This window comes from Legionella bozemanae, from assembly GCF_001648595.1.
In the GTDB taxonomy this organism is placed as follows: domain Bacteria; phylum Pseudomonadota; class Gammaproteobacteria; order Legionellales; family Legionellaceae; genus Legionella; species Legionella bozemanae.
This window is the reverse complement of sequence record NZ_KV441807.1, coordinates 94,281-118,189: the sequence shown is the minus strand read 5'-3', so window position 1 is coordinate 118,189 and position 23,909 is coordinate 94,281. Positions and strand designations below refer to the sequence as shown.

Sequence of the window (23,909 nt, the reverse complement as noted above, 5' to 3'; positions counted from 1 at the left end):
ACTCACGGCATAAAAATTTTTATTAGCTGGTTGCTGGACTGCGGATGAGTAAAACAGGGATTGTTGCAATGCGTAAGGTATTTTCGGCTACACTGCCAATGAATAATCGGCTAAATCCTCGTCGGCCATGTGTTCCAAGAACAAGTAAATCTGCAGGCCAGTTTGCTGCTTCTTCAGCTATAACCTCGGCAATTCTTCCCTGAGACGATATAAGCTCTATTAGTTTGGCTTCAAATTTAATTGAGGAGTGACTGGTCATCACTTTTTTTGCTTTATCTAAAACTCGCTGTCCTTCTTCTCTATATACGGCTTTAAGAGCTCCATAATCAAAGCTCGGCCCTCCATGAAACAGGAAGTTTTCCTCAACAACATGAATAATAAGTAAATCTGCTTTCGCTTCCTTTGTTAATTTGATTGCTTCTTGTAGCGCATAATACGATGTATCACTGTCATCAAATGCGACTATAATTTTTTTATACATTTATATGCTCCTCTTATAGAACCTCAAAGCGACCCTGCGTGTGATAATTTTAGAATGAACTGTTTACAGAATGCCTCATGAAGCGTTTTAAGTGAGAATATAATAATCATACTTAAAACGGAAGCATATAGAATTATGCTGCGATTGAATAAAGTGAGTCAATTAATTTTAAGCCGACTTGTAAATCATGTTTCGAGTAATAAATTATAAAAGCAGGAAATTTTTTGAGATTAATCTGAGATCTTGTTGCAAAAGCCCTATTTTGAAAATCTAAATTGTTTTAATGATGCATCCACTATACTTTCTAAACTTGTTTGCTCTATAAATGTTTGTCGCAAAAATGACGCGTCACTTCCCTGATGGGTAATTCTATTTATATGGTCCAATGCACCCATACCGTTTAATTGTTCAGCATGTGATTGTATTAAACGTATCGTAGTCAGTATATCTTCCCGTAGCGATATTGGCGCATATGTTTTAGGGTGAATAATGGTCCCTTCCAAACCAAACCGACACGCTTGAAATCGATTATAGTTGTATACAAGATAATCATCTTCAGTTGGAAGAGGTTCTTCTCTTTCAAGTAGATAGGCGCATAATGATTGCAAATAAGAAGCTAAAGCTGCGGCTCGATTTACTGTTAAGGGAGTATCACAAACACGTAATTCAATTGTTCCGAACTCAGGTTTTGGGCGAATATCCCAATAAAAGTCTTTCATACTATGAACTATGCCAGTTCGCTCCATTTTGGCGAAATATGTATTAAATTGTTCCCAATCTAATACATAGGGTGCTCGACCGCTTAAAGGAAATGCAAAAACGAAATTTAGTCGTGCGGAGTTGAACATAGTATCCTTTCCCTGTACAAAAGGAGAAGAAGCAGATAGGGCAATAAAATGTGGAATATAGCGATTCAAACTATGAAGTAGAAAAAGAGCTTCTTTTCCGGAAGTACAGCCAATATGAATATGTAGACCAAATATAGTGAATTGCTTGGATAAGTACCCGTAAAGTTTAGATACCTCTATAAACCGTAATTTGTTAAATATTTTTCGCTCTGACCATAATTGAAATGGATGTGATCCACCACCACAGATCCCAATATTCAACTTATCTCCAGCGAATATTAAATTGTCGCGAATAGCCAACAATTGCTTTAAAAGTTGCTCATAATCACTATGAACATCAGTGGAAACTTCGATCATGCTTTCAGTTATTTCAGGCGTAAAAGCGCCTGGAAATGGATGACGTTTTAATAATTCCAGCAAATCAGGACTGGAATCCGTTAAATCATAATCACTAAGACTAACTAATTGCAATTCAAGCTCAACACCCATGGTCAAGAGCTTGGAATCATTAAATACCTCCAAAGGCATTTTATCTCTCCTTTGTTGCTGGAGTCTCTTTTGCAAAATAAAACGAATATTGAACCATAATTGGACCTATAACTTCTAAACTAATTGCAACCACTGCCAGTGGAGCTAGAGTCTCAACTAAATTGAGCCCTATATACCGAATTTGTTCTAATATTAAGATGACAAATACAGAAATTGGCGCCATTGCAACCCCTGTAAGTAGGCCCTTTTTCAAGGAGATTCCACTGTAATAAGCAAGTAAGCTAATGCCACTAATTTTTGCTAACTGCCGAACAAGAATAATAGATAATCCAAGAGCCCATCCGTTCGCCACTAGATGCCAATCGATTTGTGCTGCAATAAATACAAATAATAAAACGGTTAATAAATCGCCTAACGTACCAAATCCACGTTGAGAAGAGTTAAATACAATACGACCATGCCGAGACACAATCCCAAAGGTTAGAGTTGCTAGTACTGGGGAAAGTTTAAAATAATGTGTTATAGCTACTAATAAAATTAGTGCAATTGAAAATGCGAGTGTGTTGTCACTGCACGTATTTTTAAACGTTTTAAGAAGAGTAGGTAGAACCACTCCAAATAGGATTCCTAAGCTAGTTGAGATTAATAGAACAATTAAGCTCTGAGAAATTGCGTCCCATAAATCGCCAGAGTTTCTAAAAATGACCAAACCAATAATAACCTTAAAAAGAAATACCGCAAAAATACAATTTAATACTGACAAATGAAGAGTACGCTCTGTTACTTGTCCAGAACTATGCTGTTCATGAATTATGCGAATAATGGTTGCCGGAGAGGTAGCTGTGGATAGTGCTGCTAACAACAGACTTTTAGATTGATTTAACCCAAAGTATTTTGTTACCAGATAAACCAACACAAAAGTTAGTGCCGCTTCCGCAAAACTGGTTGCAAAAATCCATAAGTTATTAAAAAACCATCGTAAATTTATTCGATATCCAGATTCAAATAAAATCAGTCCAAAACCAATATTTGCTAAAAATAAAATGGATGAAGTTTCGCTTTTTGGTAATAATCCCATTTGAGTTGGTGCAAGAATAAAGCCAATCATTGCATAAACACTGATATGAGGTAGTTTCGCCCATCGAAATCCAATTTCTCCAAAAATCCAAGCGATAACCAAGCTAATGGGCCATGCCAAATCCGTTATAATTGTCCCAAGATGGGGCATGCTTAATCCCTATGTTAAAAGTATCAGAATAATGAGCGGTTATTCGAAAAATTCCTCTTTTCTAAATTGAGTCATACACTGGATAATCGACTCCCAATAATAATAGTAGAAATGATAGGTAAATCAAATCCCTGTGAACCGCAAATTGTACCGAATAGCAATACCGGGTACACTTAATTTTTTTAATAAATTATAAAATAAATTCATGAAAAAATCGGATTCCTTTTACAACTTAGAAACTCTTGGCGGGACTCTATTATTCATTGCTGCAGTACTTGCAATAATTGTTGCTAACTCCCCTTATCGTATGGGTTATGAACATTTTTTAAGTATTAGTGGCAATGTCTCTGTTGGAAGTCTGTCTATAAAAAAACCGCTCCTTTTGTGGATTAATGATGGATTAATGGCCATATATTTCTTATTGATTGGTCTTGAAATAAAACGGGAAATCAATCGCGGAATTTTAAGTAACAAAACAAACCTTTTAGTTCCTGCCCTTACGGCATTAAGCGGATTGATATTTCCAGCATTAATCTTTATTTTCTTTAACGCTCACAATCCAGTGTATCTTAAAGGGTGGGCAATCCCCACTGCCACTGATATTGCCTTTACTTTAGGGATTGTATCTCTTTTAGGCTCTAACGTTCCTTTTTCACTTAAAATTTTACTCACCGCAATCGCTATTTTTGATGATATTGCAGCCATTATTATTATTGCATTATTTTATACCGAGAACTTATCGTTACTCTCGCTTTCACTCGCTTTATTGTTTACTTTGATTTTGATTGGCTTAAATTATTTCAAATGTCGTCATATCTCGGTCTTCATGCTTTTTGGAGCTTCTTTGTGGATTGCGGTATTAAAATCAGGCGTTCATGCAACCCTTGCAGGGATTGTGATTGCCATGACGATTCCTGATGAGGGGAAACAATCCATGCTGTCTCGTTTGGAAGATGGATTACATCATTGGGTTGTTTTTTTAATTCTTCCTCTGTTCGCATTTGCTAATGCAGGCGTTACCTTTATAGGACTTGATGTATCGATGTTTACTCATCCTATCGTACTCGGAGTTGGATTAGGATTGTTTCTTGGCAAACAATTCGGCATTTTCATCTCTTTAGGTTATTTTGTTAAGTTCAAGCAAATTCTTAAAGCAGATAAGGTGAGCCTTACTCAAGTCTATGGCATTGCACTCATTTGTGGCGTTGGCTTTACCATGAGTCTTTTTATTGGCACGTTAGCCTACCAAAATAATGACTCAAGTTTAATGCCAATGGTTAAAATTGGGGTGGTTCTTGGTTCTTTTATATCAGGATTAGCTGGATTTTTAATGCTAAAAAGGGCATCAATCAAACGTTAGCCATAAAGTACTTTTTTATAGGGACAAACTAATTTAATAAGGAGGATAATCATGGAAAAAAAGATAGCTATTGTTACTGGTGGTACAGGCGGAATTGGCACTGCAATTTGCCAACGATTAGCAACAGACTATTGTGTCATTGCCTGCTACTTCAAAAATGGCAATCATGAAGAAGCAATTCAGTGGCAGAAAGCACAACAAAAAGCAGGGTTTGAGATTGATATACTGTATGCGGATATCGCGCAGTTTAATGATTGCGAAAAATTGGTTTCGCTCGTCATGGAGCGTTATGGACGTATTGACGTACTGGTCAACAATGCAGGGGTAACTCAGGATTCCAGTTTAAAAAAGATGTCGCTAGAGCAATGGCAATCTGTATTGGATGCGAATTTAACCAGCGTATTTAATATGACGAGAAATACCTTACCCGCAATGCTTGAAAAAGGATATGGACGGATTATCTCCATTTCCTCCATTAACGGACGTAAAGGTCAGTTTGGACAATGTAATTACGCAGCAACTAAAGCCGCTTTATTTGGCTTTACCAAAAGCCTGGCACTTGAAGTAGCGAGCAAGGGCATTACGGTGAACACCATCTCCCCTGGCTATATTGAAACGCCCATGCTGAGCACCATGCGAGAAGACGTATTAAATACTATAATTTCAGCAATACCGGTTGGGCGTTTAGGCCTCCCACAAGATGTTGCAGAAGCCGTTGCCTTTTTGGCATCTTCTGCATCAGGTTTTATTACTGGGGCCAATCTGGATGTGAATGGCGGCCAGTACATGTAAGAGGCTCAAAAGCAATGGTTCAAACACAATGCTGAATCGTTGCTTTCTCAAAAAACCGCTTCAAGGAGGAATAAGTAATGCAACGATTTCATAATATTTTATTTGTTAGTCATGGAGTGAAAGATGAAACAGAAGCCTTACAGTTGGCACTAAAATTAGCTTCTAAAAATGAAGCACAACTGCGTATCTTAATTACCTGCCCTCCTTTTCCTGACACACTGAGTGAGTATAAAGCTTCTTATGAAGAATCTCTAATTGATAAAATGAATAAAGCCATTCAATCGGCAAAATCAGGGCTTGGCTTTCCTAAAAAGAAAATCCCCATCGATATTGAAGTAGATTGTGGCACGACACCCGATATCCGAATCATTCGCCATGTTCTTAAAAATTCTCATGACCTCCTCATTAAAGCAGCTGAAACACCAGAGGGTATGAAAGGATTCAAAGCGCTGGATATGGAACTATTGCGCAAATGCCCTTGTGCCTTGTTTCTTTATCGCCCACTGAAACACACCCTACAAGACATTCGCATTGCAGTCGCAATAGATCCCAAAGATGAAGAGCCTGCCGCACAAGATTTGTCGCTTCGTTTATTGGCGCTTTCGCATTCATTGAACACCTTTTATCAGGGGAAATTAAGCATCCTTTCTTGCTGGGGGTTTGTACTGGAAAATTATTTAAGAGACAGCGTCTGGATAAAAATCTCTGAAGATGAGCTCGAGAAAATGGTCGTTGAAGAACAACATGCTCACGGATTGTTGCTACGAGATTTGATTAAGCGGTCGCAAATTTCTGGGGAGTACCATATAGAACACCCCAAAGGGCAACCAGAAGAGGTTATCCCAGAGTTCATAACTCATAAAAAAATCGACATTTTAGTAATGGGTACGGTCGCCCGCACGGGTATATCGGGATTTATTATTGGCAATACCGCAGAGAATATTTTGCAGAAAATTGATTGTTCCTTATTGGCATTAAAGCCTCTTGGGTTTGTTTCACCAGTAAAAGCGTATTAATCAGGGAAAAAAATATCATGGCAGAACAACAAGACGTCCTCTCAGAACCATGCTGGCATGAGCAATCCAAAGAAACCATTTTTGCGACATTAAATGCTACAGAACTGGGTTTAAGCGAGGAGGAGTCTCAAAGCAGATTAAAGGTTTATGGCTTCAATCGCTTACCAGAGCCCAAAAAAACCAGCACTTTTTTTCGCTTTTTACTCCAGCTTCATAACATACTTATCTATGTGTTATTAGCGGCTTCCCTAGTAACTTCTTTCTTACAACACTGGGTAGATACTGCGGTTATTTTAGCTGTTGTTATCATCAATGCCCTGATAGGATTCATCCAGGAAGGAAAAGCAGAAAAAGCACTGGATGCGATTCGAAAAATGCTTTCTCCTACTGCTACCGCAGTAAGGGATGGTGAGCGAGTACGCATTGCCGGCGAGAAGCTTGTTCCAGGCGATATTATTGTGTTGGAAGCAGGAGATAAAGTTCCTGCGGATGTACGCTTAATAAAATCTCATGGTCTTACTATTCAGGAGGCCATACTCACTGGCGAATCCGTCCCAGTTGAAAAACACATTCATCCTGTTTCAAAGAATGCTGCTTTAGGGGACCGGACGTGCATGGCTTTTAGCGGAACCCTAGTGACTAATGGCCAAGGCAAAGGGATTGTTGTAGAAACAGGCTCCACGACTCAAATTGGATGTATTAGTGGATTATTGTCACGCGTAGAATCATTAACTACGCCATTAGTCCTACAAATGGGGCTGTTTGCAAAATGGCTCACTTTATTCATTTTATTAATTGCTGCAATTCTTCTTGCTTATGGTTATTTTGTCCAGCATCATCCGTTTGGTGAATTGTTTATGGTCATGGTTGGTTTATCGGTTGCGGCTATCCCTGAAGGCCTTCCTGCAGTTCTTTCAATTACTCTAGCCATTGGCGTGCAAGCCATGGCGCGACGACACACCATTGTACGCCGACTACCTGCCATTGAAACCTTGGGCTCCGTATCGGTCATCTGTACCGATAAAACCGGTACGCTGACCCAAAATGAGATGACCGTCTCTTCGGTCTTAACCAGCAATCACTTATTTATTTTGGATGGCATCGGTTATGAACCTCAAGGAACGATTACGTTAAACGAAGAAGTGATCGATAGCAACGAGCATCCTTTGCTTAAGAAACTCGCACGTGCTGCACTGCTGTGTAATGATGCCACACTTCATGAACAAGAAGGGATTTGGACTGTAGAAGGCGATCCCATGGAGGGTGCTTTACTCGTATTTGCCGGTAAAACAGGACTGATTCTAAAAGAAGAAAACGCATCGTGGGTACGTACCGATGTGATTCCTTTCGATGCCAGACATCGTTTCATGGCCACCTTAAATCATAACCATTTAAAGCATGCAATGATCCTTGTAAAAGGCGCTCCTGAACAAGTTTTGAAGATGTGCCAAAATCAACAAACCCATTGGGGTGAAATACAGCCTTTAAATGAAATGTATTGGAAAGAGCAAATGGAGCAAATCGCGGCCCGTGGACAGCGTGTACTGGCATTTGCAATCAAAAAAACAAAGCCAGAGCATACCGTTTTGGAATTTGCGGATGTTGAGGGCAGTTTGACGTTACTTGGAATGGTTGGCTTAATTGACCCTCCAAGGCCTGAGTCGATTGCGGCAGTAGCACAATGCCATGCTGCAGGAATTGCCGTCAAAATGATTACAGGGGATCATGCCAGTACCGCGCTTGCCATTGGTCGGCAAATAGGACTTAAACATTTGGACAAGGTATTAACGGGCATTGACTTGGATAACATGAATGATGCGACACTTAGAAATGCGGTATTGGATACCGATATTTTTGCTCGCACCAGCCCTGAACATAAATTAAGACTGATCATGGCATTGCAATCGTATGGTATGACTGTAGCTATGACCGGTGATGGGGTGAATGATGCTCCAGCATTAAAACGGGCGGATGCTGGAATTGCCATGGGCAAAACAGGCAGTGAAGTTGCTAAAGAAGCCGCTGAGTTCATACTGACAGATGATAATTTTGCCTCTATTGTCGCGGCTGTTCGGGAAGGCCGTACCGTTTATGACAATCTTAAAAAAGTGATTAGCTGGACCTTGCCTACAAATGCGGGTGAGGCAATGACTATTATCCTGGCACTGCTCTTAGGCTTAAGTTTACCCGTAACACCTATTCAAATTTTATGGATTAATTTGATTACTGCGGTGACGCTTGGTCTTGCTCTAGCCTTTGAACCTACAGAAGAAGGAACGATGCATCGCCCGCCTCGCCCTCGAAGTGAACCTTTGCTCACTGGAGGTTTGGTATGGCATATTATTTTGGTTTCCGTTCTATTTATCTGTGGCGTTTTTGGCATCTATTTTTATGCACTGGATCGTGGGTATTCACTTGAGTTAGCACGTACAATCGCGTTGAACACTCTGGTTGTACTTGAAATTTTTCACTTGTTTTATATTCGTAACATTTATACCACCTCACTCACATGGAAAGGGGTACAAGGGACCAAAGTGGTATGGATGGCAGTTATCGTGATTACTGTGGCACAGTTTGCAATCACCTATTTCCCTCCTTTGCAGACACTATTTATTACTGAAGCTATCCCTTTTTGGGATGGGGTACTCATCGTTGTAACGGGTGCTGTTTTTTTTGCCGTGATTGAAATTGAAAAGCAGCTTCGCTTAAGGGTAAGCACTATAAGACACGCCAGTGCAGGAGAAAATACTCTCTATGGGGACAAGGTCCTATGATGGATTGGTCATTAATACATGCTTCCCCATTTTATGAGTTAACTTCGCTTCTCATGATGGCAACCATTGTAGGTTTTTTCTGTTTGCTGCTTCGACAGCCAATGATTGTTGGCTTTATTATAGTAGGCATCCTTGTAGGACCTGCCTTTCTTGGGATTGTCCAGTCCCATGAACACATTGAATTATTGGCTGAATTAGGAATTGCTGTATTACTTTTTCTTGTCGGCCTGAAGCTAGACCTGCATTTAATAAAGACATTAGGTCTGGTTTCTTTAGCTACAGGCCTTGGACAAGTCCTTTTTACTTCCTTGATTGGTTTTTTTATTGCCAAATTCCTCGGCATGGATTCAGTGACGGCACTTTATGTGTCGGTTGCGCTAACCTTTTCCAGTACCATCATCATTGTCAAGCTGCTTTCAGATAAACATGAGGTGGATTCGCTTCATGGCCGTATTGCAATTGGATTTCTCATTGTGCAAGACCTGGTAGTTGTTTTGGCCATGATAACCTTATCCGCTTTTGGTATTGGCAGCCAGGCAAACAGTGTTGGCTTTACAACTCATATCGCAACGATCTTTTTATACGGTATAATGCTTTTAACCTTTGTTGGTGTATTTATCCGCTACTTGGCTAATCCTTTGGTCAATCGTATCGCTCATTCGCCGGAATTATTGATTATTTTTGCCATAGCCTTTGCGGCACTCATGGCCACTTTAGGCAATTATTTTGGCTTTAGCAAAGAATTAGGAGGGCTGATTGCAGGTATCTCATTGGCCTCAACGCCAATCAGAGACACGATTGCTGCAAGACTTTCTTCTTTACGTGACTTCCTATTACTTTTTTTCTTTATTGCGTTGGGCTCGCAATTGAATTTAAACCAACTTGGGCATCAAGTGACGCCGGCAATCGTGTTCTCTTTATTTGTCTTGATTGGAAATCCACTGATTGTTTTAGCCATTATGGGCGTGATGGGGTATCGCAAACGAACTGGTTTTTTAGCCGGATTGACGGTGGCTCAAATCAGCGAATTCTCCTTGGTGTTTATGGCCATGGGGGTAACCTTAGGCCATGTTTCAACGGAGTCTCTTGGGCTAGTGACCCTGGTTGGTCTGATTACTATCGCGCTTTCAGTGTACATGATAACGTATTCACAAACGCTTTATCGTTGGTTAGAACCAGCTCTGTCCTTTTTTGAACGGACAATCCCCTACCGGGAAAAGATAGAAATTCACTCTTTAAAAAACAAAAACGACTATGAGATTGTCATTTTTGGATTAGGTCGCTTTGGTAAAGCGATAGCCAAATTATTGATTGAGAAAAAAATAAATGTATTGGCAGTTGATTTTAATCCCGATGAAGTCAGAGAGTGGGAGTTTAAAGGTTATGACGCCATCTATGGTGATGCTTGCGATATTGAGTTTGTCGCTTCCTTGCCTTTAAATCAGGTTAAATGGATTATTTGCACGATTCCACAACACGTACTTGGAGTAACCCATCAAGATCCCCGAATTATTTTGACCGAAACATTAAAACAAGCCAATATCTCCAGCCGCATCGCAGTAACCACACATCACACTTCTGAAATGGAATTATTAAAAAGCATAGGAGTTGATGTCATTTTTCAGCCCTTTCATGATGCAGCAACCCGAGCAGTTGAAATAATCATGGAGCAATTAGAAAGCAATTCAATAAAGGTCGGAAAATAAAAACTTCAACCTCTGTTCTTAATCACGATGGCAATGTGGCCTTTGGAGGAACAGCGAGCATATCCACATGGCTAAGATGAAGAATTCGTTTAGCAACACTCCCCATCAGTAAGTAATGTAGTCCAGATTTGCTCTGTGTACCAAATGCCAACAAATCAGCGTTCCATTTATTGGCTTGCTCAATAATCGCATCTGCATAGTAACCGCCAATAATTTTTTTCTCAAACTTGCTTTTATCAACCTGACAGTCGCTAAGGAAATCATCCAATTTTTCAAAAATATCTTTTGTTTTATGGTGCTTAGGATCTACGAATTCTTCATCTAAATCACTTGGATTAAAGAATTGGCGATAATAAATATCAACAATGTGTAACAACTGAAAATTAGCATTAGGAAAGCAATTAAAAGTATATTGCACCGTCTCTTTACTTGCTTCTGAAAGGTCTGTTGCTAGTAGTATCCGCTCGTAAGCAAAATCAGGTTCCTTTTTTATTAGCAGCACAGGAGCATGACTTTGTCTAATAATGGAGCCAGAAGTCGTGCCTAAAACGTAATCATTAATATAGTAACGGCCATGAGCGCCCACAACAATCAATTCACAATAATTTTCATCAGCGTATCTGATAATCTCATCAGAAGCCCTACCCAATACCACAGAAACGTTAGATAGTTTATTATCTTTTAATTTCTTTAAAATCTTCTCTTCAATTTCTTTTTTCTTAAACAAAAAATTAGGCTGTAATTCAGTTTCTGAAGACGGCACAACACTACTTAACGGTGGTGTTACCACATGGAGGAAATGAATCTTAGCCTGGTTTGACTTTGCTAAATCAATAGCTCGTTGCAAAGCCCAATCGGCATGTTTTGAGAAGTCGCTGGCAATCAATATATTACTTAATGTCATGGGCTATCCTTAAAAATAGAGTCATCATCCTTATCCTAACAAGTCGCTTAATTATAGGTGAATAAGTGAGTGATTATTTGATCGGCTCAAGCTTTATAAAAAATGTATCATCACTTTCTTAATAAATTACGTATTGACAAACTTTATCCTATCACATCAAACTAATGGACTAAATTCAAGAGCTCAGGAAAATATATGACAGACAAATTACGTGGCAAGGTAAAGTGGTTTAACGAAAGTAAGGGGTTTGGTTTTATTGAAAACAGTGGCAAAGATTACTTTGTTCACTTTAGCGCCATTCAAAGTAGTGGCTTTAAAACTCTTCCTGAAGGTGCCAATGTGCTGTTTAAAGCGGGTAAGGGACAGAAAGGACCTCAAGCAGAAGAGGTTGAGCTCATTTAGACTAAATGAACGACTGATAGTTTGTCATAACTAACACTTTTGATTGCAAGCATTATCGCTATCTTTTGCTTCAATCAACCCCGAATATTATAACCACCATCTACATAGATGACTTGACCAGTGATGTATTGGGCCTTTGGGGATACAAGAAAAGCGGTCATTTCGCCAATTGCATCAATGGTCACTAACTGATGAAGAGGCGCTTCATTGGCTGCTTTTTCCATCAATTGGTCAAAGTCAGACAAGCCTGATGCTGCGCGCGTATTAATAGGGCCTGGCGAGATGGCATTGACCCTAATTTTTTTACTACCCAACTCCATAGCTAAATAACGCACGGTTGTTTCTAATGCAGCCTTGACTGGCCCCATCAAATTATAATTTTTTACGACTTTTTCTGCCCCGTAATAGCTCATGGTGATTAGACTGCCTCCCTCGTTCATCAGCGGTTCGGCAGCTTTTGCGAGCCGAATAAAAGAATGGCAGGAAACATCCATAGCCATCATGAAGCCATCGGGTGAACAATCCACCACGCGGCCTTGTAAATCACTTTTTGGTGCAAAGGCAATCGCATGAATGATAAAGTCCAGTTTTCCCCAATCGGTTTCGATACGTTGAAATAAATCTCCTAGTTGTACATCATCTCTCACATCAAGCGGCATAAATATGGGGCGAGAAATACTATTCACCAGGGGTTGTACATATTCTTTTGTTTTTTCATTCTGATAAGTAATAGCAAGTTCGTTACCTGCTTCATGCAAGATTTTGGCACATCCCCAGGCAATAGAGTCTTTATTAGCCACACCAACAATTAGTCCTTTTAAATGAGTCATCTGTGTTTCTCCTTATGATTTTCAAGAGCTGATACCGTGTGCATTGCCATCATTCGTTCTTCATTCGCCTTAATAACGTGCACTTTAAAAGGTCTTAAAAATTCTAGGTGACATACAATCCTATCCCGTATAAAACTTGAGTTCTCACCAATGCCGCCAGTAAACACAATGCCATCGACACCACCTAATGCAACTGCCATCATCCCTATAAGTTGCGCGGTTCTCATGCAAAAAAAATCGAGTGCAAATCGTGCTTTAGGTGTATTACTTTCTTGCAACAGACGAACATCGTGAGTCCAATCTGATAAGCCAAATAGTCCTGATTGATTATAGAGAATAGCCTCTGCCTCATCAGGAGATAAATTAAGGGCTCGAATCATATAAATGACCGCCCCTGGGTCAATTGCTCCACAGCGGGTACCCATTGGTAAACCATCAAGTGCCGTCATACCCATGGTGGTATCCATGCTGATGCCATTGTGCATGGCGCATAAACTGGCGCCATTACCAAGATGGGCCGCGATAATGCGCCCTCTTGCCAAGTCCGGTTCATGCCTACGTAAAAAATGAGCTATCCATTCATAAGAAAGACCATGAAAACCATAACGGCGAATCCCTTTATCACGGATGGTTTGCGGCAAGGCATATTCGGTGAATAAAGGGTCATGATTGGCATGAAAAGCCGTATCAAAACAAGCTATTTGCATTAAATCAGGCTTAAGCGTGCTAAACATATCAATTGCAATAAGATTATGCGGTTGGTGTAAGGGCGCTAAAGGGCATAATCCCCGCAAATAGCTCATCACTTCAGAAGTTATAATGACACTTGAGGTGAATCTTGTGCCGCCATGAACGATTCGATGTGTTACCGTGTCCACCTGCCAATGTTGGTTTTTTGCTTCAATCCAATGCAAGATGAAATGCAACGCTTTTTCATGGTCATAATCAGCAGGGAGCTCTATTTTTTCAGCTTGATTAACCGCAAACTCTTGTCTTTCATTTACTGCTGAAAATAAAGGACTACCTCCTAAATCAGATATTTTGCCATGTACCATAAGTTCTAATGAAGGTTTTCTCGAATAAACTTGAAATTTTACACTTGATGAGCCTGTATTAATCACCAGGATGCTGTTTTTTATCTTGTTTGTCATTTTATCTTCCCAGCCTGGCGTGCTGCAGCCATTTTAACTGCTAAGGCGCAGGATAGGAGTCGAGTTCGCAATGAATCAGCGCGACTCGTCAAAATAATGGGTACACGAGCACCTAAAACAATACCCCCAGCATCAGCATGCCCGAGAAAAGTCAACTGCTTCGCTAGAATGTTACCCGACTCAATGTCAGGGACCAGTAAAATATCAGCATCGCCCGCGACCGGTGATATAATTCCTTTATCGTCTGCGGCCTGCTTGTTAATCGCATTATCAAATGCTAAAGGTCCATCAAGAATACCGTCGGTGATTTGTCCGCGGTCGGCCATTTTACACAAGGTGGCCGCATCGACTGTCGCTTGCATCTTGGGGTTCACTAGTTCTGTTGCCGCAAGAATAGCTACTTTGGGTTTTTTATCTTCTCCGAACAAGACACGCCAAAGATTAACCGCATTTTGACAGATATCAGCCTTCTCAGCAGCATTGGGCGCGATATTAATGGCGGCATCCGTGATAATAAGCGATTTATGATAAGACGGGGCATCCATGAGGTAGGCATGACTGATACGATATTTTGTACGTAAATTGGAGGCGATAGGTACAATGGCAGCTAATAACTCCTGGCTACTCAAAGAGCCTTTCATGATAGCATCAATTTTTGCTGTTGCTGCCAACTCCACGGCCTTGCTTGCTGCCGCATCACTATGCTCTGTATCAATGAGCTCCCAGTGGGTGATATCAATGCCTACCTCATGAGCTGCTGCCTTAATCTTTGCCATTGGACCAATTAAAATAGGAATAATTAGTTTAGCCTTGGCGGAATCAGCTACTGCGGTGAGCACATTGGCTTTTACCGGATGAACAATCGCTGTGCGGATGGCCTCCATGATTGAATGATAGCCTGAAAGCGGTCGTGGTTATGAATTTCAATATGTGGCAAATCAGCTCTTGCCACACGTATTTTTTGAGTCGGTGCAAGTACCGTTGCCAGCCCTTCAATAACAATGTCTCCACGCTGATTCACACCTTTGCAGTCAAAGGTTACGATTGGCTTATCAGAACGTTTATCGCGTACGATAAGCGTGATGGTGATGTTATCTCCAATACGTACCGGTTTTCTAAATTTAATATCTTGCTCAAGATAAATGGTCACAGGACCAGGCAAAACAGTCCCAAGCAATGCAGAAATTAATGAACCAGACCACATTCCATGACCAACAATGCCACGAAAAATATCGCTTTTGGCAAATACAGGATCCATATGAGCAGGGTTTACATCACCAGACATTACCGCAAATAGCGAAATGTCTTCTTGCTTTAGTGTTTTATTTAAACTGGCCTGTTGACCAAGAGCTAACTCATCGAAGGTAATATTTTCCAAAAACTCCTTATCCATTCATTCGTTCCTTTTAATTTAAATCATATCAAAACATGAATTTTTCGAATAATTATACAATAGGATTGTACATAGCGCTTGATTAATAGTTTTTTAAATATTTGATGTTGGTAATATATGCTTTGTCATCAATAATGTTGTAAATAAGCTAAATCATATTCTAGTATTGTTGATGTTCGTCATGACATTCCTTGAGTTAATTTCGAGCGATATGGTATCAAAAATAAAGTTAACCGTTTATTCTTAATTCACGTGTTACTAATTGAGTTAATTCTGTAATACTTACTTTGAATTGAATAATAGTAGGCAAAACCTGAAGAATCTGTTCAATACCAATATCCTGTTGTTCTTTATCAGACGCTCTATATTTATACACCAACCAATTGTTCCAATTGCCAATAGCACCATAAAAGGCGGATTCTAAATGATCCTGATTTATTGTTATTCCAGAAGATGCATATTTTTTAGCATTTTTATAAATTTGTTAGTTTCGCACCAATCTACAGATTATCCATCCAATGCTCATTCTTTTATTTGTAAACGATCGATGTCCCTTATGGGCCTAATCTCAAAAAGATAGTTGAAAGCATTTTAAGCAGTCCTGCTTAAATGAGCTGATGTTCTTATGTCAATAACTAAAGGTTCAAGTCCATCTACACAAATAAATGTACAATGAAACGACTCTTGGAGGAGATAATATGCGTTCCCTATGAATAACTAATTATTTTCTCTTGAGATCCCGGTAAAAGTTTTCATGTACACCAAGTGCTAACAAGATCCTTAATGTCGGATCCCATTCATAAGCTAAAAGAAATTGTTGGTGATTCATTTTAAATTTGTAAACATACACTCCAACTAAATCCCCTTTTTTCTCCTCTCCAACTTTAGGATTATTGACAATTGTACATACAGCCTCGTTAACGATAGATTTATGTGAGCTGGGTAATTTTTTATAAACTCTCTTAAATGCAGGCATTTGTCTTATTTCGATATCACTCACCTTCACCCTCGAATTGAAAAGGTTCCGCTAAAGACTTGTCTTGGAGTTTAGAAAGCAAAACGTCCTTAATAAACTCAATGGGTAAATCAGGATTATCCAATGCACACTTTCCTAACTTAGCCCAATATTCTATTTGATTTGGAATAGAACGAAATTCTGCTGCAGCAACTTTTTTTGCCTCATTATAAATGGTTTCATCAATTCTTATTGGGATTCCCATAATTCACCTACATTAGTATTATCTTGCTACATTTGTAGTATAGTATAGCTCTAGATTAAATAAAAGTTAAAGTTTATTATCAAATAACAACAACTATCTTTAATACATTTTCGGCGTGTACTGTGGCATAAATTGTGACATAACTGTGGCAGTGCTAGGCAGCAATAGGCAGTTCTAGGCCGTTTATGACGATTTTGATGCATTGCAGGTTATTGATAAATAAGGATTTTAAAAATAGAGCATCAGGCTTCGAACCAAGGTGTCGGGGGTTCGAGTCCCTCCGAGCGCGCCATTTAAAATCGGCTCTTTCCCATTTACGGGGGCACTCACATGGCTCATCCCCATTTCCGGGGGCTCTTTCCCATTTAAGGGGGCAGCTTCAATCACCCGCAGAGCACCTTAACACGCACTCTATAATTTTCAAAATTCCTAAAACCATAAGCTCTTCGCTGAATGAGTTTCATTTTGCGATGAAACCCTTCGGTTATTCCATTAGATTTACTAAACCGCCACATTCTGGCGACCTCATCTTTCCAAGCACTAAGAGTTTTTCCTAGCGAAGCTAACGCTTTAAACGCGCTCTGCTTCAATTCAACAAGCATATCCAAGAATGTAGGAATTACTTTACGGCAGGCACGTTGAGTTAAAGCTCTTTTCATTAACAGAGAATGAAGTTCTTGCTGAAATTGATAGATGGCTTCAATAGCAGGATTTTGAGTTAAAAATACATCTCTTTTTTACTTTCATCTCTTCACTGAGGTTATCAGACCTGATTCTCAATAGGGCCAGGATGCCCCTATTCCTTAATACCCAATACTATCGGACAGGGTTTATTGATTAATTCTCTATGTTGCTCTTCATAATGGCGTTGATACCAACGTTCTATTGTGGCTTTGCCTTGCTTATAACGTTCTGATAAGTCTTTTTGAGATACACCACGACTATGCTCATGAAAAACAGCAGCTTGCGCTCGCCAAGTAGCTCGTTGATGTTTGTTTATACCGGGAAACTGCTGATTACCATAACGGTAACAAGTGTGACAATACAACTTATACGCTTTAAACCTCAATATACTTCGACGATGTCCGATTAACTCATGATGAACTCTTCGTATATACGATGATTTCTTGCGTACTCTCTTACTCTGACAATGGCTGCAACGGGCTAATCGATTATAGGTTACTTCTAATATTAATGGTTGATATCCCCTCACTTTTACTATGGAAAATCCAGGTAAATTTAGGATAAGATGGTACTTCGGCACTTTAATCTCCTTTTGATCGTCAAATCAAGGACTTAGTTTAGAATAATTTGATTAAAGTGCCCCCTTAATTGGTGGAGAGCCGGAAAACTTTATTAACAGTTAAGCAATGTTCTACAGTGCTGGTATCGTTATTGGATAAAGCAGTTAAATAAATTTCACGTACAGATTTAGTAGCATACACAGCGGTATTCTCCTTAAGAATTGAATTACTGAGGTAGAGTTTCTGTTCTCCACCTCAAGGAGTTAGTTTCTATTTTTAATTGCCATTAGCAAAAAATATTTGGTTATCATTGTCAGATGATGCTCCATCTTGAGGCAACGCTTCATGAGGGGTACGCCCTTTGAATAATGAGTCAACCTTTCTCCTGAAAAAAACCACCTTGTTAACAAAACGCTGATAATTCTGACTAATATCCACCATGTATTCAGCCATGCGAATGGTATTTGCCACTTGGGATTTGACTTTGTGATGGATGGCTTCACTGGCATTAACCTGTTTTAACACATCCATTAGTTCTTCAGTCGATAATTCTTTTTGGAAGTCTCGTAATGCCAAAAGTCCTTTACGTACTCGCATTAAATAGCTGGTTGGTTCACCTGCTTTAAGCGCCTTTCGAATATGCTCTGTTAACAGCAGATCAAAGTTGGTATTAAACAATCTATTTTTTATTGCCGCTTTGGGAACATCGGACAGAACTTTCGCTAATTGCTCTAACTCCACTTCATTGGGAGGTTGCAAAGACATTTCGCCAAAATCATACAATCCCAGCTGATGGTTCTGATGGCGCAATTGATTACCATGTCGGTCAGAATCAAAATAACCACCCTGAAGAATGTTAATGAGTTCCACCGTGATGATTGCTTTAGCAATGGCTCGGCGAATTTCCTTGTCTTCCGGAGTTTTGTTAGGAAGTTCATTAAATTCGGTTCCATAAATACGTTCAATGAATCGATAGCCTTCGCCACTTTTAATCAAATGAGCTGGATTCATGATAAAAGTATGTGATTTATCATCAACTTTTACTGTGATGGAACGGGCGTATAGCTTGGCCGCGATCTGGTTTTGCTGCTCACTTAACTTCCTGTCCATTTCAATTTTCGACAGTTCTTTGGCTTCACTGATAATCGATAAAATACTCTCCCGAATGGGTTTCATATCGATGTGCGAGCAAGAGTCAATGGTCTTTTGCAAATGCATAAAACCTTCTTGCGCATTTTTTGCTGCATTTTCACGCAACATCAATAGCACTACGTCGTGACCATTTTCTAACTCTACTTCCAGAGCTAAATTATAAGAGGCCGAGCCTAAAAGAGCTCCGACACGTTTAATCATTTTGCGATCGTCACGAGAAACCACTTCGCGCAAAAGCCGCCATAATTGCCAACGATGAGGTGGGTTCGCTCGTCCCTTCAAATGATCCAGATCGCGGCGAATATGCTCAGGCGTATTCGGATGACTATGAACTGCCTGAGCAAGTTTGACATAGGCAGGCCCCATGTGCTCACATAACATGGCTAATTTTTTACCCGCGCCAGGTGATTGCCCCGCTCCATTCGCCTGATTGGTGGCTACTAACATGCCTGCTAACAAATGGCTGCGAATGTATTTATCCGCCGTGTCCAGATAAGCTTTCAACAAGGCGTAAGCAAAATTTTCCTCTTTATCTGTTTCGGCATGCGGAAATAATTTATGAGCAACGTAGGAAAAGGCTTCCTCGTAGGCATCTTCCATCTCATCTGCGGTTTTTACTTTATTAACAGGAATAAGCAAGTGATCCACAATAACCGCTCGCTCTTCCAGACTCACATCCCAGAACTGCGCGTAAAAAGTTCTTAACATTAACGCAATAGTTCCCGGCTTTTCTTTTTCAATTTCTGCCAAATTATCACTGTAGCCTAACAGTTTTGCCAGGGCGTTTATTTTATTATGGCTAAATAAATAACTGGCAAATTTATCCGTTGTTTGACGGCTGATAGGAGAAGAGATAAATTCCAGAAACTCCTTAACATCATTCTTGTCTTCACTCAGCTTACGAGATGCTGCAGCCAGGTTACTAATAGAAAAATCAATTGTTTCCTGCTGATTAATCGGTAAATATTTATCCGGTTCTAACAAAATGCCTAAATGTTCAGTCACTTCCCACTGGGATTCGATGACATTGGCCAGTCGCGAAAGTATTAATGTGACATCTCGTTTTGCCATGTTTTTATATAGACGATCAATTACGGCAATCATCTGCTCTTTGTATTTCAGAGATTGGTCATCTTGACCATATTTATCTCCCAAGTCTTTGACCAACTGGTCAATGGCCTCATTACGCAGAGGAATATAGCCAATCGGAAGACTGATTGCATTCTCTACGGAGAGAAGCTCTTCCAATGCCTTGATCCGCTCATCACGATCTGAAATCCCTTTGATCCGTTCGATAACCAGTCTAGAAAAATGCTCTTGTACCTCAGTGGAAGGGAATGTCAGTTGTGCATCAAACGTACGATAGATAAGGATTAAATCATCCGGTGTTAAATGGTTTGTTCCACTAGCCTCCTGAGGTAAATTCCACAGGAGTGGTTTAAATATGTTTGCACGATCTACGGGATTATCCACGAACTGAATGGCAAGTTTCAGTAAGGCCATCGTCTCTTTGGTTAATACCTCATAATTTCCATGTTGTTTGATATGTTCCTGAAAAAAACTGGGAGCAATAGAGCTAGCCCATTCAGAATCTTTTAGAGCTAAAGGAAGTAACTGTTCCAGACAAGCAAGACTGAGTGATTCAAAGGGCAAGCGAAAAATCTGAATAAACTCCTGAGGTGGAATTTCAGAAAAATACATCGAAATAGTCTTAAATAATTTAAGTTGTTCTTCCGTGGTAAATAAATCAAATTTTTTGTCTTGAAATTGTTGATTAACAAAAAATTGAACACAATGACTTTTATAATGCAACATGGATGTCGATTCATAAGAAATTTGTTGCAAGTGCGCCAGATCTCTTTGATCCTCTCGTCCAAGGAAAAAGCTTTTCACGACGGCTTTCTCTTCTGGAGTCCCATTCATGGCTATATTGGTAAATTCAGTCAGCAAAAATTGAATGGCTACGTTGTCAATATTGCGAGCATCACATTCCGAAGGTTTGATTAATACAGACCAGTTCAAATCATAAAATTGCTTAAATTTGTCCTGAAAACTGCCCTCACTAAAAAACATCTCGAAGTTGACGTTAAATTTCTGAATCACATTATCAGATAAAAAGGCCAATATCGCTTCATAATAATTATCACCGCCATAAAACGCATATTCTCGAGGCAATTTGGTAATCGGTTTGTGTTCAGCATAATTAATGATGAAAGACAATAATTTTTTTTCAGGAAATAAAAGCCACAAGTTCTGGTCGGTAGTCACTCCAAGGTTCCATAATGTCTCAGCTATAATAGAACTTTCATCTTTCTGTACCCATTCAAGATGACTCGACCAAGGCACCCCCGTTGCATTATCCTGCGGTGAAAAAGTAATCCATTCAATGTGCTTGCCAATGATTGAACCAAAAAATCGCTCGTTTCCAACAGGCATGCGCTGATGCACTTGCTCAAATTGATAGGTATGAACTCTTGCCCGACCATTCGAGTGGTTAAGATGACCTATGTATTTTTCTTGTAACGCTTTTAGTGACTCCGCTGCTTCTTTCGCTTCCTCAAAGCTTTTTGCTTTAACAAACGCATCAAATGCATTGTTTATGACCTTAAAAAGTCCAAGTGCAGGTACCCGGACCCTATCATCCAAATAATTTTGACTAGTGAAATGTTGATGAACAAGAGCCAGATAAATAACTTCAAAGGCTGGGATTCGCAACTCATAAGCCCGCTCAATCAATTCTTCCGCTGCTTTTTTCACTTCCGCATTGGCCAAATTAATGTCCATCGCATACAAAATCCTACAGAAATCTCTGACCTTAATTCCAATACTATGGGTTACTTCATAAGGTAATAATTCAACCGTTAGCTCTGCTAATTTGGACTCTAAAAATTTGAGTTTCGCTACAGTATTCCCACATACATCACATTCATTTTTAAAGAAAATTTCTCGGTGAATCGGAGCAACAGCTTTTAAGATAGTATTTGGTAAAGACGTTTGTTGTTTTTCATCACGTTCATTTTCTTTGATAGCCAACCAGGTTAACAAATTTTTTATACGTTGATGATAATCTGCTAATGCCCCTTGTCGATAATCATGAACCAAATAAGATTGATGGACATGACTAACATCCCATTTATGTTGCTCTTGAAAGTTAATGCTTTTTCTTAAGTAACTAATACCTGCTTGTATATTATGGCATTGTTCAATCGTTAATTTATCGAGTTTGAATTGTTCATTGGCTGAAATCTCATGATAAATTCCAACACCTTCGTGTTTAATGTAAAGTAACTCATTGGCTAAAGCGAACTCTAATTCTTCAACCGTATAAACGCCATCTTGCATTTGCTTAAGAAAATCGCTGTGAATGACAATCACAGGTTTAGGAAATCCGGCCAGCGAATTAACCAATTTATCGCCTGTCGTTGTAATAAAAATTTCGATGGATTCTTTGAAATTATGGGGGCGTAATTTATTAATCAGTTCAGCAAGAAATGACTTGGTATCTTCTAATCCTACTTCATCCAACGAATGCAACTGATGTTCTTCCATCAGCAGTGGTCTTCGTTTTTCTATGTCGCCGTTCCCTGTCATCTGATAATATTTGTTCGCATCTCGGATCGTAGAGCGTAGATTATAATCAGCATCCGTAAATTGGATGGATTCCCATGTTGTCCCTTGCGGATAGGAAATATAAAAATAAGGTAAGGAATGATAATCCTCTGTAAGACAGGCTATCCCATTCCATGGGTCTAAAAGGATCCCCCCCCATTGGCTGATGTCATTGAGAGGGCTATCGGGATTACGGTCAATGACCAAAAACGTGTGACCATCTGCCGGGTTACCATCATCATCAAAGTAGTCAATATTAATTTTCTCAACGATGGTATCACTATCAATTAAATATTCATCATATAATCTTTTAAGGGCAATGACGGTATGTTCCTCACAAAAACCCGTACTGATTTCTGGTTTATCAAAATATTCTGCGCTTGCAAATATTTTTGATTTTTGGGCTGTTTCAATTACCTTTTTATCAAACCCATTTTGTAAAAGCAGAGCATTTTCTCGGTTAAATTGCTTTTGAAAAGCATCTCGATATTCAGCCAATTCAAGATTTTTTTTAAACCGATAAGCTAATTCTTTATCGGTAATCGTTAATTCTTCTCCTTGGCCTAAAATGTGGATGAAATAATCGGCATTTTTTTCAAGATAGTCATCCATTTCAGTGACGTTAATATCGCTGCTTCCTCTTCCCAGCAGTTTTTGTGCTCTTGCAATTTTTTCACATAAAATCGAAGATTGTTTGAGGATAATTTGCCTGAAACTTTGCTTCTGATTATTGTTTAGATTGTGCGGCGATTTCACCTGCTTATCGAGACAAAATTCCTTAAAACTCTCATTAATGGACTCAAAAATATAGTACTCGATTTGCTTTTGTTTTACATAGATTTCATACGCTTCATACTTCTTATCATGAGCATCAAGATATTCCATTTCGTATATGCATGATTCTAATTGCTCCTCTTCAGGAGTATTTGCCCTTCTGGCCAGTTCATACGCTTTTATTTTGATGCGCTCAATCTGTTCAAACTCTTCATATCGATTCGCTGCCAAAGGAATTTTTTGATTAATTGAATCTTTAATCTCAATACATTTTTGTAATAATTTGTTTCGCTGCTCTTTATCTTTCATATGAATCTCACTAATAGTTAGTTTACAAACAAGTAATTTGTTAAAATTTTGATTATTTTGTATATAAACAAGGACTATTAATCGAATATTAAGAAAATATTAAGACCCATATAAAGGTACCGTTCGCCTTTTACACTACATTGCATTTTCATCTTATCAACTTAACTTACTGTATGTTTAAATTTTATTGCTACGAAATGGATACAGTTGTTATTTTTATCTTCAAT

The 23,909-nt window shown here is 39.2% G+C and carries 16 protein-coding genes and 2 pseudogenes; 6 read left to right on the top strand and 12 right to left on the bottom strand.

Translation table 11 applies throughout. From position 1 onward, the window contains the following. Nucleotides 1-22 precede the first annotated feature (22 nt). The 3 genes from A8O27_RS00475 to A8O27_RS00465 form a co-directional block, all read right to left on the bottom strand. On the bottom strand, nt 23-481 hold the full coding sequence (locus tag A8O27_RS00475; protein ID WP_058459470.1) for a universal stress protein: 459 nt from the start codon (nt 479-481) through the stop codon (nt 23-25). 257 nt (nt 482-738) lie between these two features. Beyond that, complete coding sequence (locus tag A8O27_RS00470) at nt 739-1,857, bottom strand: YbdK family carboxylate-amine ligase (RefSeq protein ID WP_058459471.1); 1,119 nt, start codon at nt 1,855-1,857, stop codon at nt 739-741. 1 nt (nt 1,858) lies between these two features. Beyond that, complete coding sequence (locus tag A8O27_RS00465; protein ID WP_058459472.1) at nt 1,859-3,046, bottom strand: cation:proton antiporter; 1,188 nt, start codon at nt 3,044-3,046, stop codon at nt 1,859-1,861. A 205-nt stretch (nt 3,047-3,251) separates the two neighbouring features. Here A8O27_RS00465 and nhaA point away from each other — a divergent pair, with 205 nt between their 5' ends. The 5 genes from nhaA (at nt 3,252) to A8O27_RS00440 (ending at nt 10,694) form a co-directional block, all read left to right on the top strand. Beyond that, entirely contained in the window at nt 3,252-4,406 is a 1,155-nt protein-coding gene (nhaA, locus tag A8O27_RS00460) for a Na+/H+ antiporter NhaA (RefSeq protein ID WP_058459473.1), read from the top strand. A 51-nt stretch (nt 4,407-4,457) separates the two neighbouring features. Further along, nucleotides 4,458-5,198 (top strand): acetoacetyl-CoA reductase, encoded by a 741-nt coding sequence (gene phbB / locus A8O27_RS00455; RefSeq protein WP_058459474.1) that lies wholly within the window; start codon nt 4,458-4,460, stop codon nt 5,196-5,198. Nucleotides 5,199-5,275: 77 nt separating this feature from the next. Then, a complete protein-coding gene (locus A8O27_RS00450; RefSeq protein WP_058459475.1) occupies nt 5,276-6,214 on the top strand; it encodes a universal stress protein in 939 nt (312 codons plus the stop codon). Nucleotides 6,215-6,231: 17 nt separating this feature from the next. Next, nucleotides 6,232-8,988 (top strand): cation-transporting P-type ATPase, encoded by a 2,757-nt coding sequence (locus A8O27_RS00445; RefSeq protein ID WP_058459476.1) that lies wholly within the window; start codon nt 6,232-6,234, stop codon nt 8,986-8,988. Then, nucleotides 8,985-10,694 carry a cation:proton antiporter gene (locus A8O27_RS00440; protein WP_058459477.1) on the top strand — a complete coding sequence of 570 codons (1,710 nt, stop codon included), beginning with the start codon at nt 8,985-8,987 and terminating at the stop codon, nt 10,692-10,694. The genes A8O27_RS00445 and A8O27_RS00440 overlap by 4 nt, the downstream gene beginning before the upstream one ends. 22 nt (nt 10,695-10,716) lie before the next feature. Here the strand turns inward: A8O27_RS00440 and A8O27_RS00435 are convergent, their stop codons facing one another. Beyond that, nucleotides 10,717-11,598: a universal stress protein gene (locus A8O27_RS00435; protein ID WP_058459478.1), complete on the bottom strand. Its 882-nt coding sequence runs from the start codon at nt 11,596-11,598 to the stop codon at nt 10,717-10,719. A 195-nt stretch (nt 11,599-11,793) separates the two neighbouring features. Between A8O27_RS00435 and A8O27_RS00430 the strand changes: the two genes are divergently transcribed. Further along, entirely contained in the window at nt 11,794-12,000 is a 207-nt protein-coding gene (locus tag A8O27_RS00430; protein WP_058459479.1) for a cold-shock protein, read from the top strand. Nucleotides 12,001-12,074: 74 nt separating this feature from the next. On the opposite strand, the gene fabI is transcribed toward A8O27_RS00430, so the two are convergent. The 8 genes and pseudogenes from fabI to A8O27_RS00390 form a co-directional block, all read right to left on the bottom strand. Then, nucleotides 12,075-12,830 carry an enoyl-ACP reductase FabI gene (fabI, locus tag A8O27_RS00425; RefSeq protein ID WP_058459480.1) on the bottom strand — a complete coding sequence of 252 codons (756 nt, stop codon included), beginning with the start codon at nt 12,828-12,830 and terminating at the stop codon, nt 12,075-12,077. Further along, on the bottom strand, nt 12,827-13,981 hold the full coding sequence (locus A8O27_RS00420; protein WP_058459481.1) for an acetate/propionate family kinase: 1,155 nt from the start codon (nt 13,979-13,981) through the stop codon (nt 12,827-12,829). Before A8O27_RS00420 ends, fabI begins: the two co-directional genes overlap by 4 nt. Further along, nucleotides 13,978-15,374, bottom strand: a pseudogene (locus tag A8O27_RS19440) (bifunctional enoyl-CoA hydratase/phosphate acetyltransferase). The gene A8O27_RS00420 and the pseudogene A8O27_RS19440 overlap by 4 nt, the downstream one beginning before the upstream one ends. A gap of 721 nt (nt 15,375-16,095) precedes the next feature. Then, on the bottom strand, nt 16,096-16,374 hold the full coding sequence (locus A8O27_RS00405) for a type II toxin-antitoxin system RelE/ParE family toxin (RefSeq protein ID WP_202972296.1): 279 nt from the start codon (nt 16,372-16,374) through the stop codon (nt 16,096-16,098). Beyond that, nucleotides 16,367-16,594, bottom strand: a complete 228-nt coding sequence (locus A8O27_RS00400; protein ID WP_058459484.1) for a ParD-like family protein — start codon at nt 16,592-16,594, stop codon at nt 16,367-16,369. The genes A8O27_RS00405 and A8O27_RS00400 overlap by 8 nt, the downstream gene beginning before the upstream one ends. 383 nt (nt 16,595-16,977) lie before the next feature. Beyond that, nucleotides 16,978-17,392, bottom strand: a pseudogene (locus tag A8O27_RS19585) (ISL3 family transposase); the annotation flags it as partial. Next, nucleotides 17,391-17,807 carry a helix-turn-helix domain-containing protein gene (locus A8O27_RS19580; RefSeq protein WP_445554034.1) on the bottom strand — a complete coding sequence of 139 codons (417 nt, stop codon included), beginning with the start codon at nt 17,805-17,807 and terminating at the stop codon, nt 17,391-17,393. The pseudogene A8O27_RS19585 and the gene A8O27_RS19580, both read right to left, overlap by 2 nt. 307 nt (nt 17,808-18,114) lie before the next feature. Then, complete coding sequence (locus tag A8O27_RS00390; RefSeq protein ID WP_058459485.1) at nt 18,115-23,682, bottom strand: hypothetical protein; 5,568 nt, start codon at nt 23,680-23,682, stop codon at nt 18,115-18,117. Nucleotides 23,683-23,909 lie beyond the last annotated feature (227 nt).

What these genes read in the sequence shown, in the direction of transcription:
- fabI (WP_058459480.1), bottom strand. Translation starts at nt 12,830, where the DNA reads ATGACTCATTTAAAAGGACTAATTGTTGGTGTGGCTAATAAAGACTCT.
- A8O27_RS00475 (WP_058459470.1), bottom strand. Translation starts at nt 481, where the DNA reads ATGTATAAAAAAATTATAGTCGCATTTGATGACAGTGATACATCGTAT.
- A8O27_RS00390 (WP_058459485.1), bottom strand. Translation starts at nt 23,682, where the DNA reads ATGAAAGATAAAGAGCAGCGAAACAAATTATTACAAAAATGTATTGAG.
- nhaA (WP_058459473.1), top strand. Translation starts at nt 3,252, where the DNA reads ATGAAAAAATCGGATTCCTTTTACAACTTAGAAACTCTTGGCGGGACT.
- A8O27_RS00440 (WP_058459477.1), top strand. Translation starts at nt 8,985, where the DNA reads ATGATGGATTGGTCATTAATACATGCTTCCCCATTTTATGAGTTAACT.
- A8O27_RS00470 (WP_058459471.1), bottom strand. Translation starts at nt 1,857, where the DNA reads ATGCCTTTGGAGGTATTTAATGATTCCAAGCTCTTGACCATGGGTGTT.
- A8O27_RS00420 (WP_058459481.1), bottom strand. Translation starts at nt 13,981, where the DNA reads ATGACAAACAAGATAAAAAACAGCATCCTGGTGATTAATACAGGCTCA.
- A8O27_RS00435 (WP_058459478.1), bottom strand. Translation starts at nt 11,598, where the DNA reads ATGACATTAAGTAATATATTGATTGCCAGCGACTTCTCAAAACATGCC.
- phbB (WP_058459474.1), top strand. Translation starts at nt 4,458, where the DNA reads ATGGAAAAAAAGATAGCTATTGTTACTGGTGGTACAGGCGGAATTGGC.
- A8O27_RS00400 (WP_058459484.1), bottom strand. Translation starts at nt 16,594, where the DNA reads ATGGGAATCCCAATAAGAATTGATGAAACCATTTATAATGAGGCAAAA.
- A8O27_RS00430 (WP_058459479.1), top strand. Translation starts at nt 11,794, where the DNA reads ATGACAGACAAATTACGTGGCAAGGTAAAGTGGTTTAACGAAAGTAAG.
- A8O27_RS00450 (WP_058459475.1), top strand. Translation starts at nt 5,276, where the DNA reads ATGCAACGATTTCATAATATTTTATTTGTTAGTCATGGAGTGAAAGAT.
- A8O27_RS00445 (WP_058459476.1), top strand. Translation starts at nt 6,232, where the DNA reads ATGGCAGAACAACAAGACGTCCTCTCAGAACCATGCTGGCATGAGCAA.
- A8O27_RS00465 (WP_058459472.1), bottom strand. Translation starts at nt 3,046, where the DNA reads ATGCCCCATCTTGGGACAATTATAACGGATTTGGCATGGCCCATTAGC.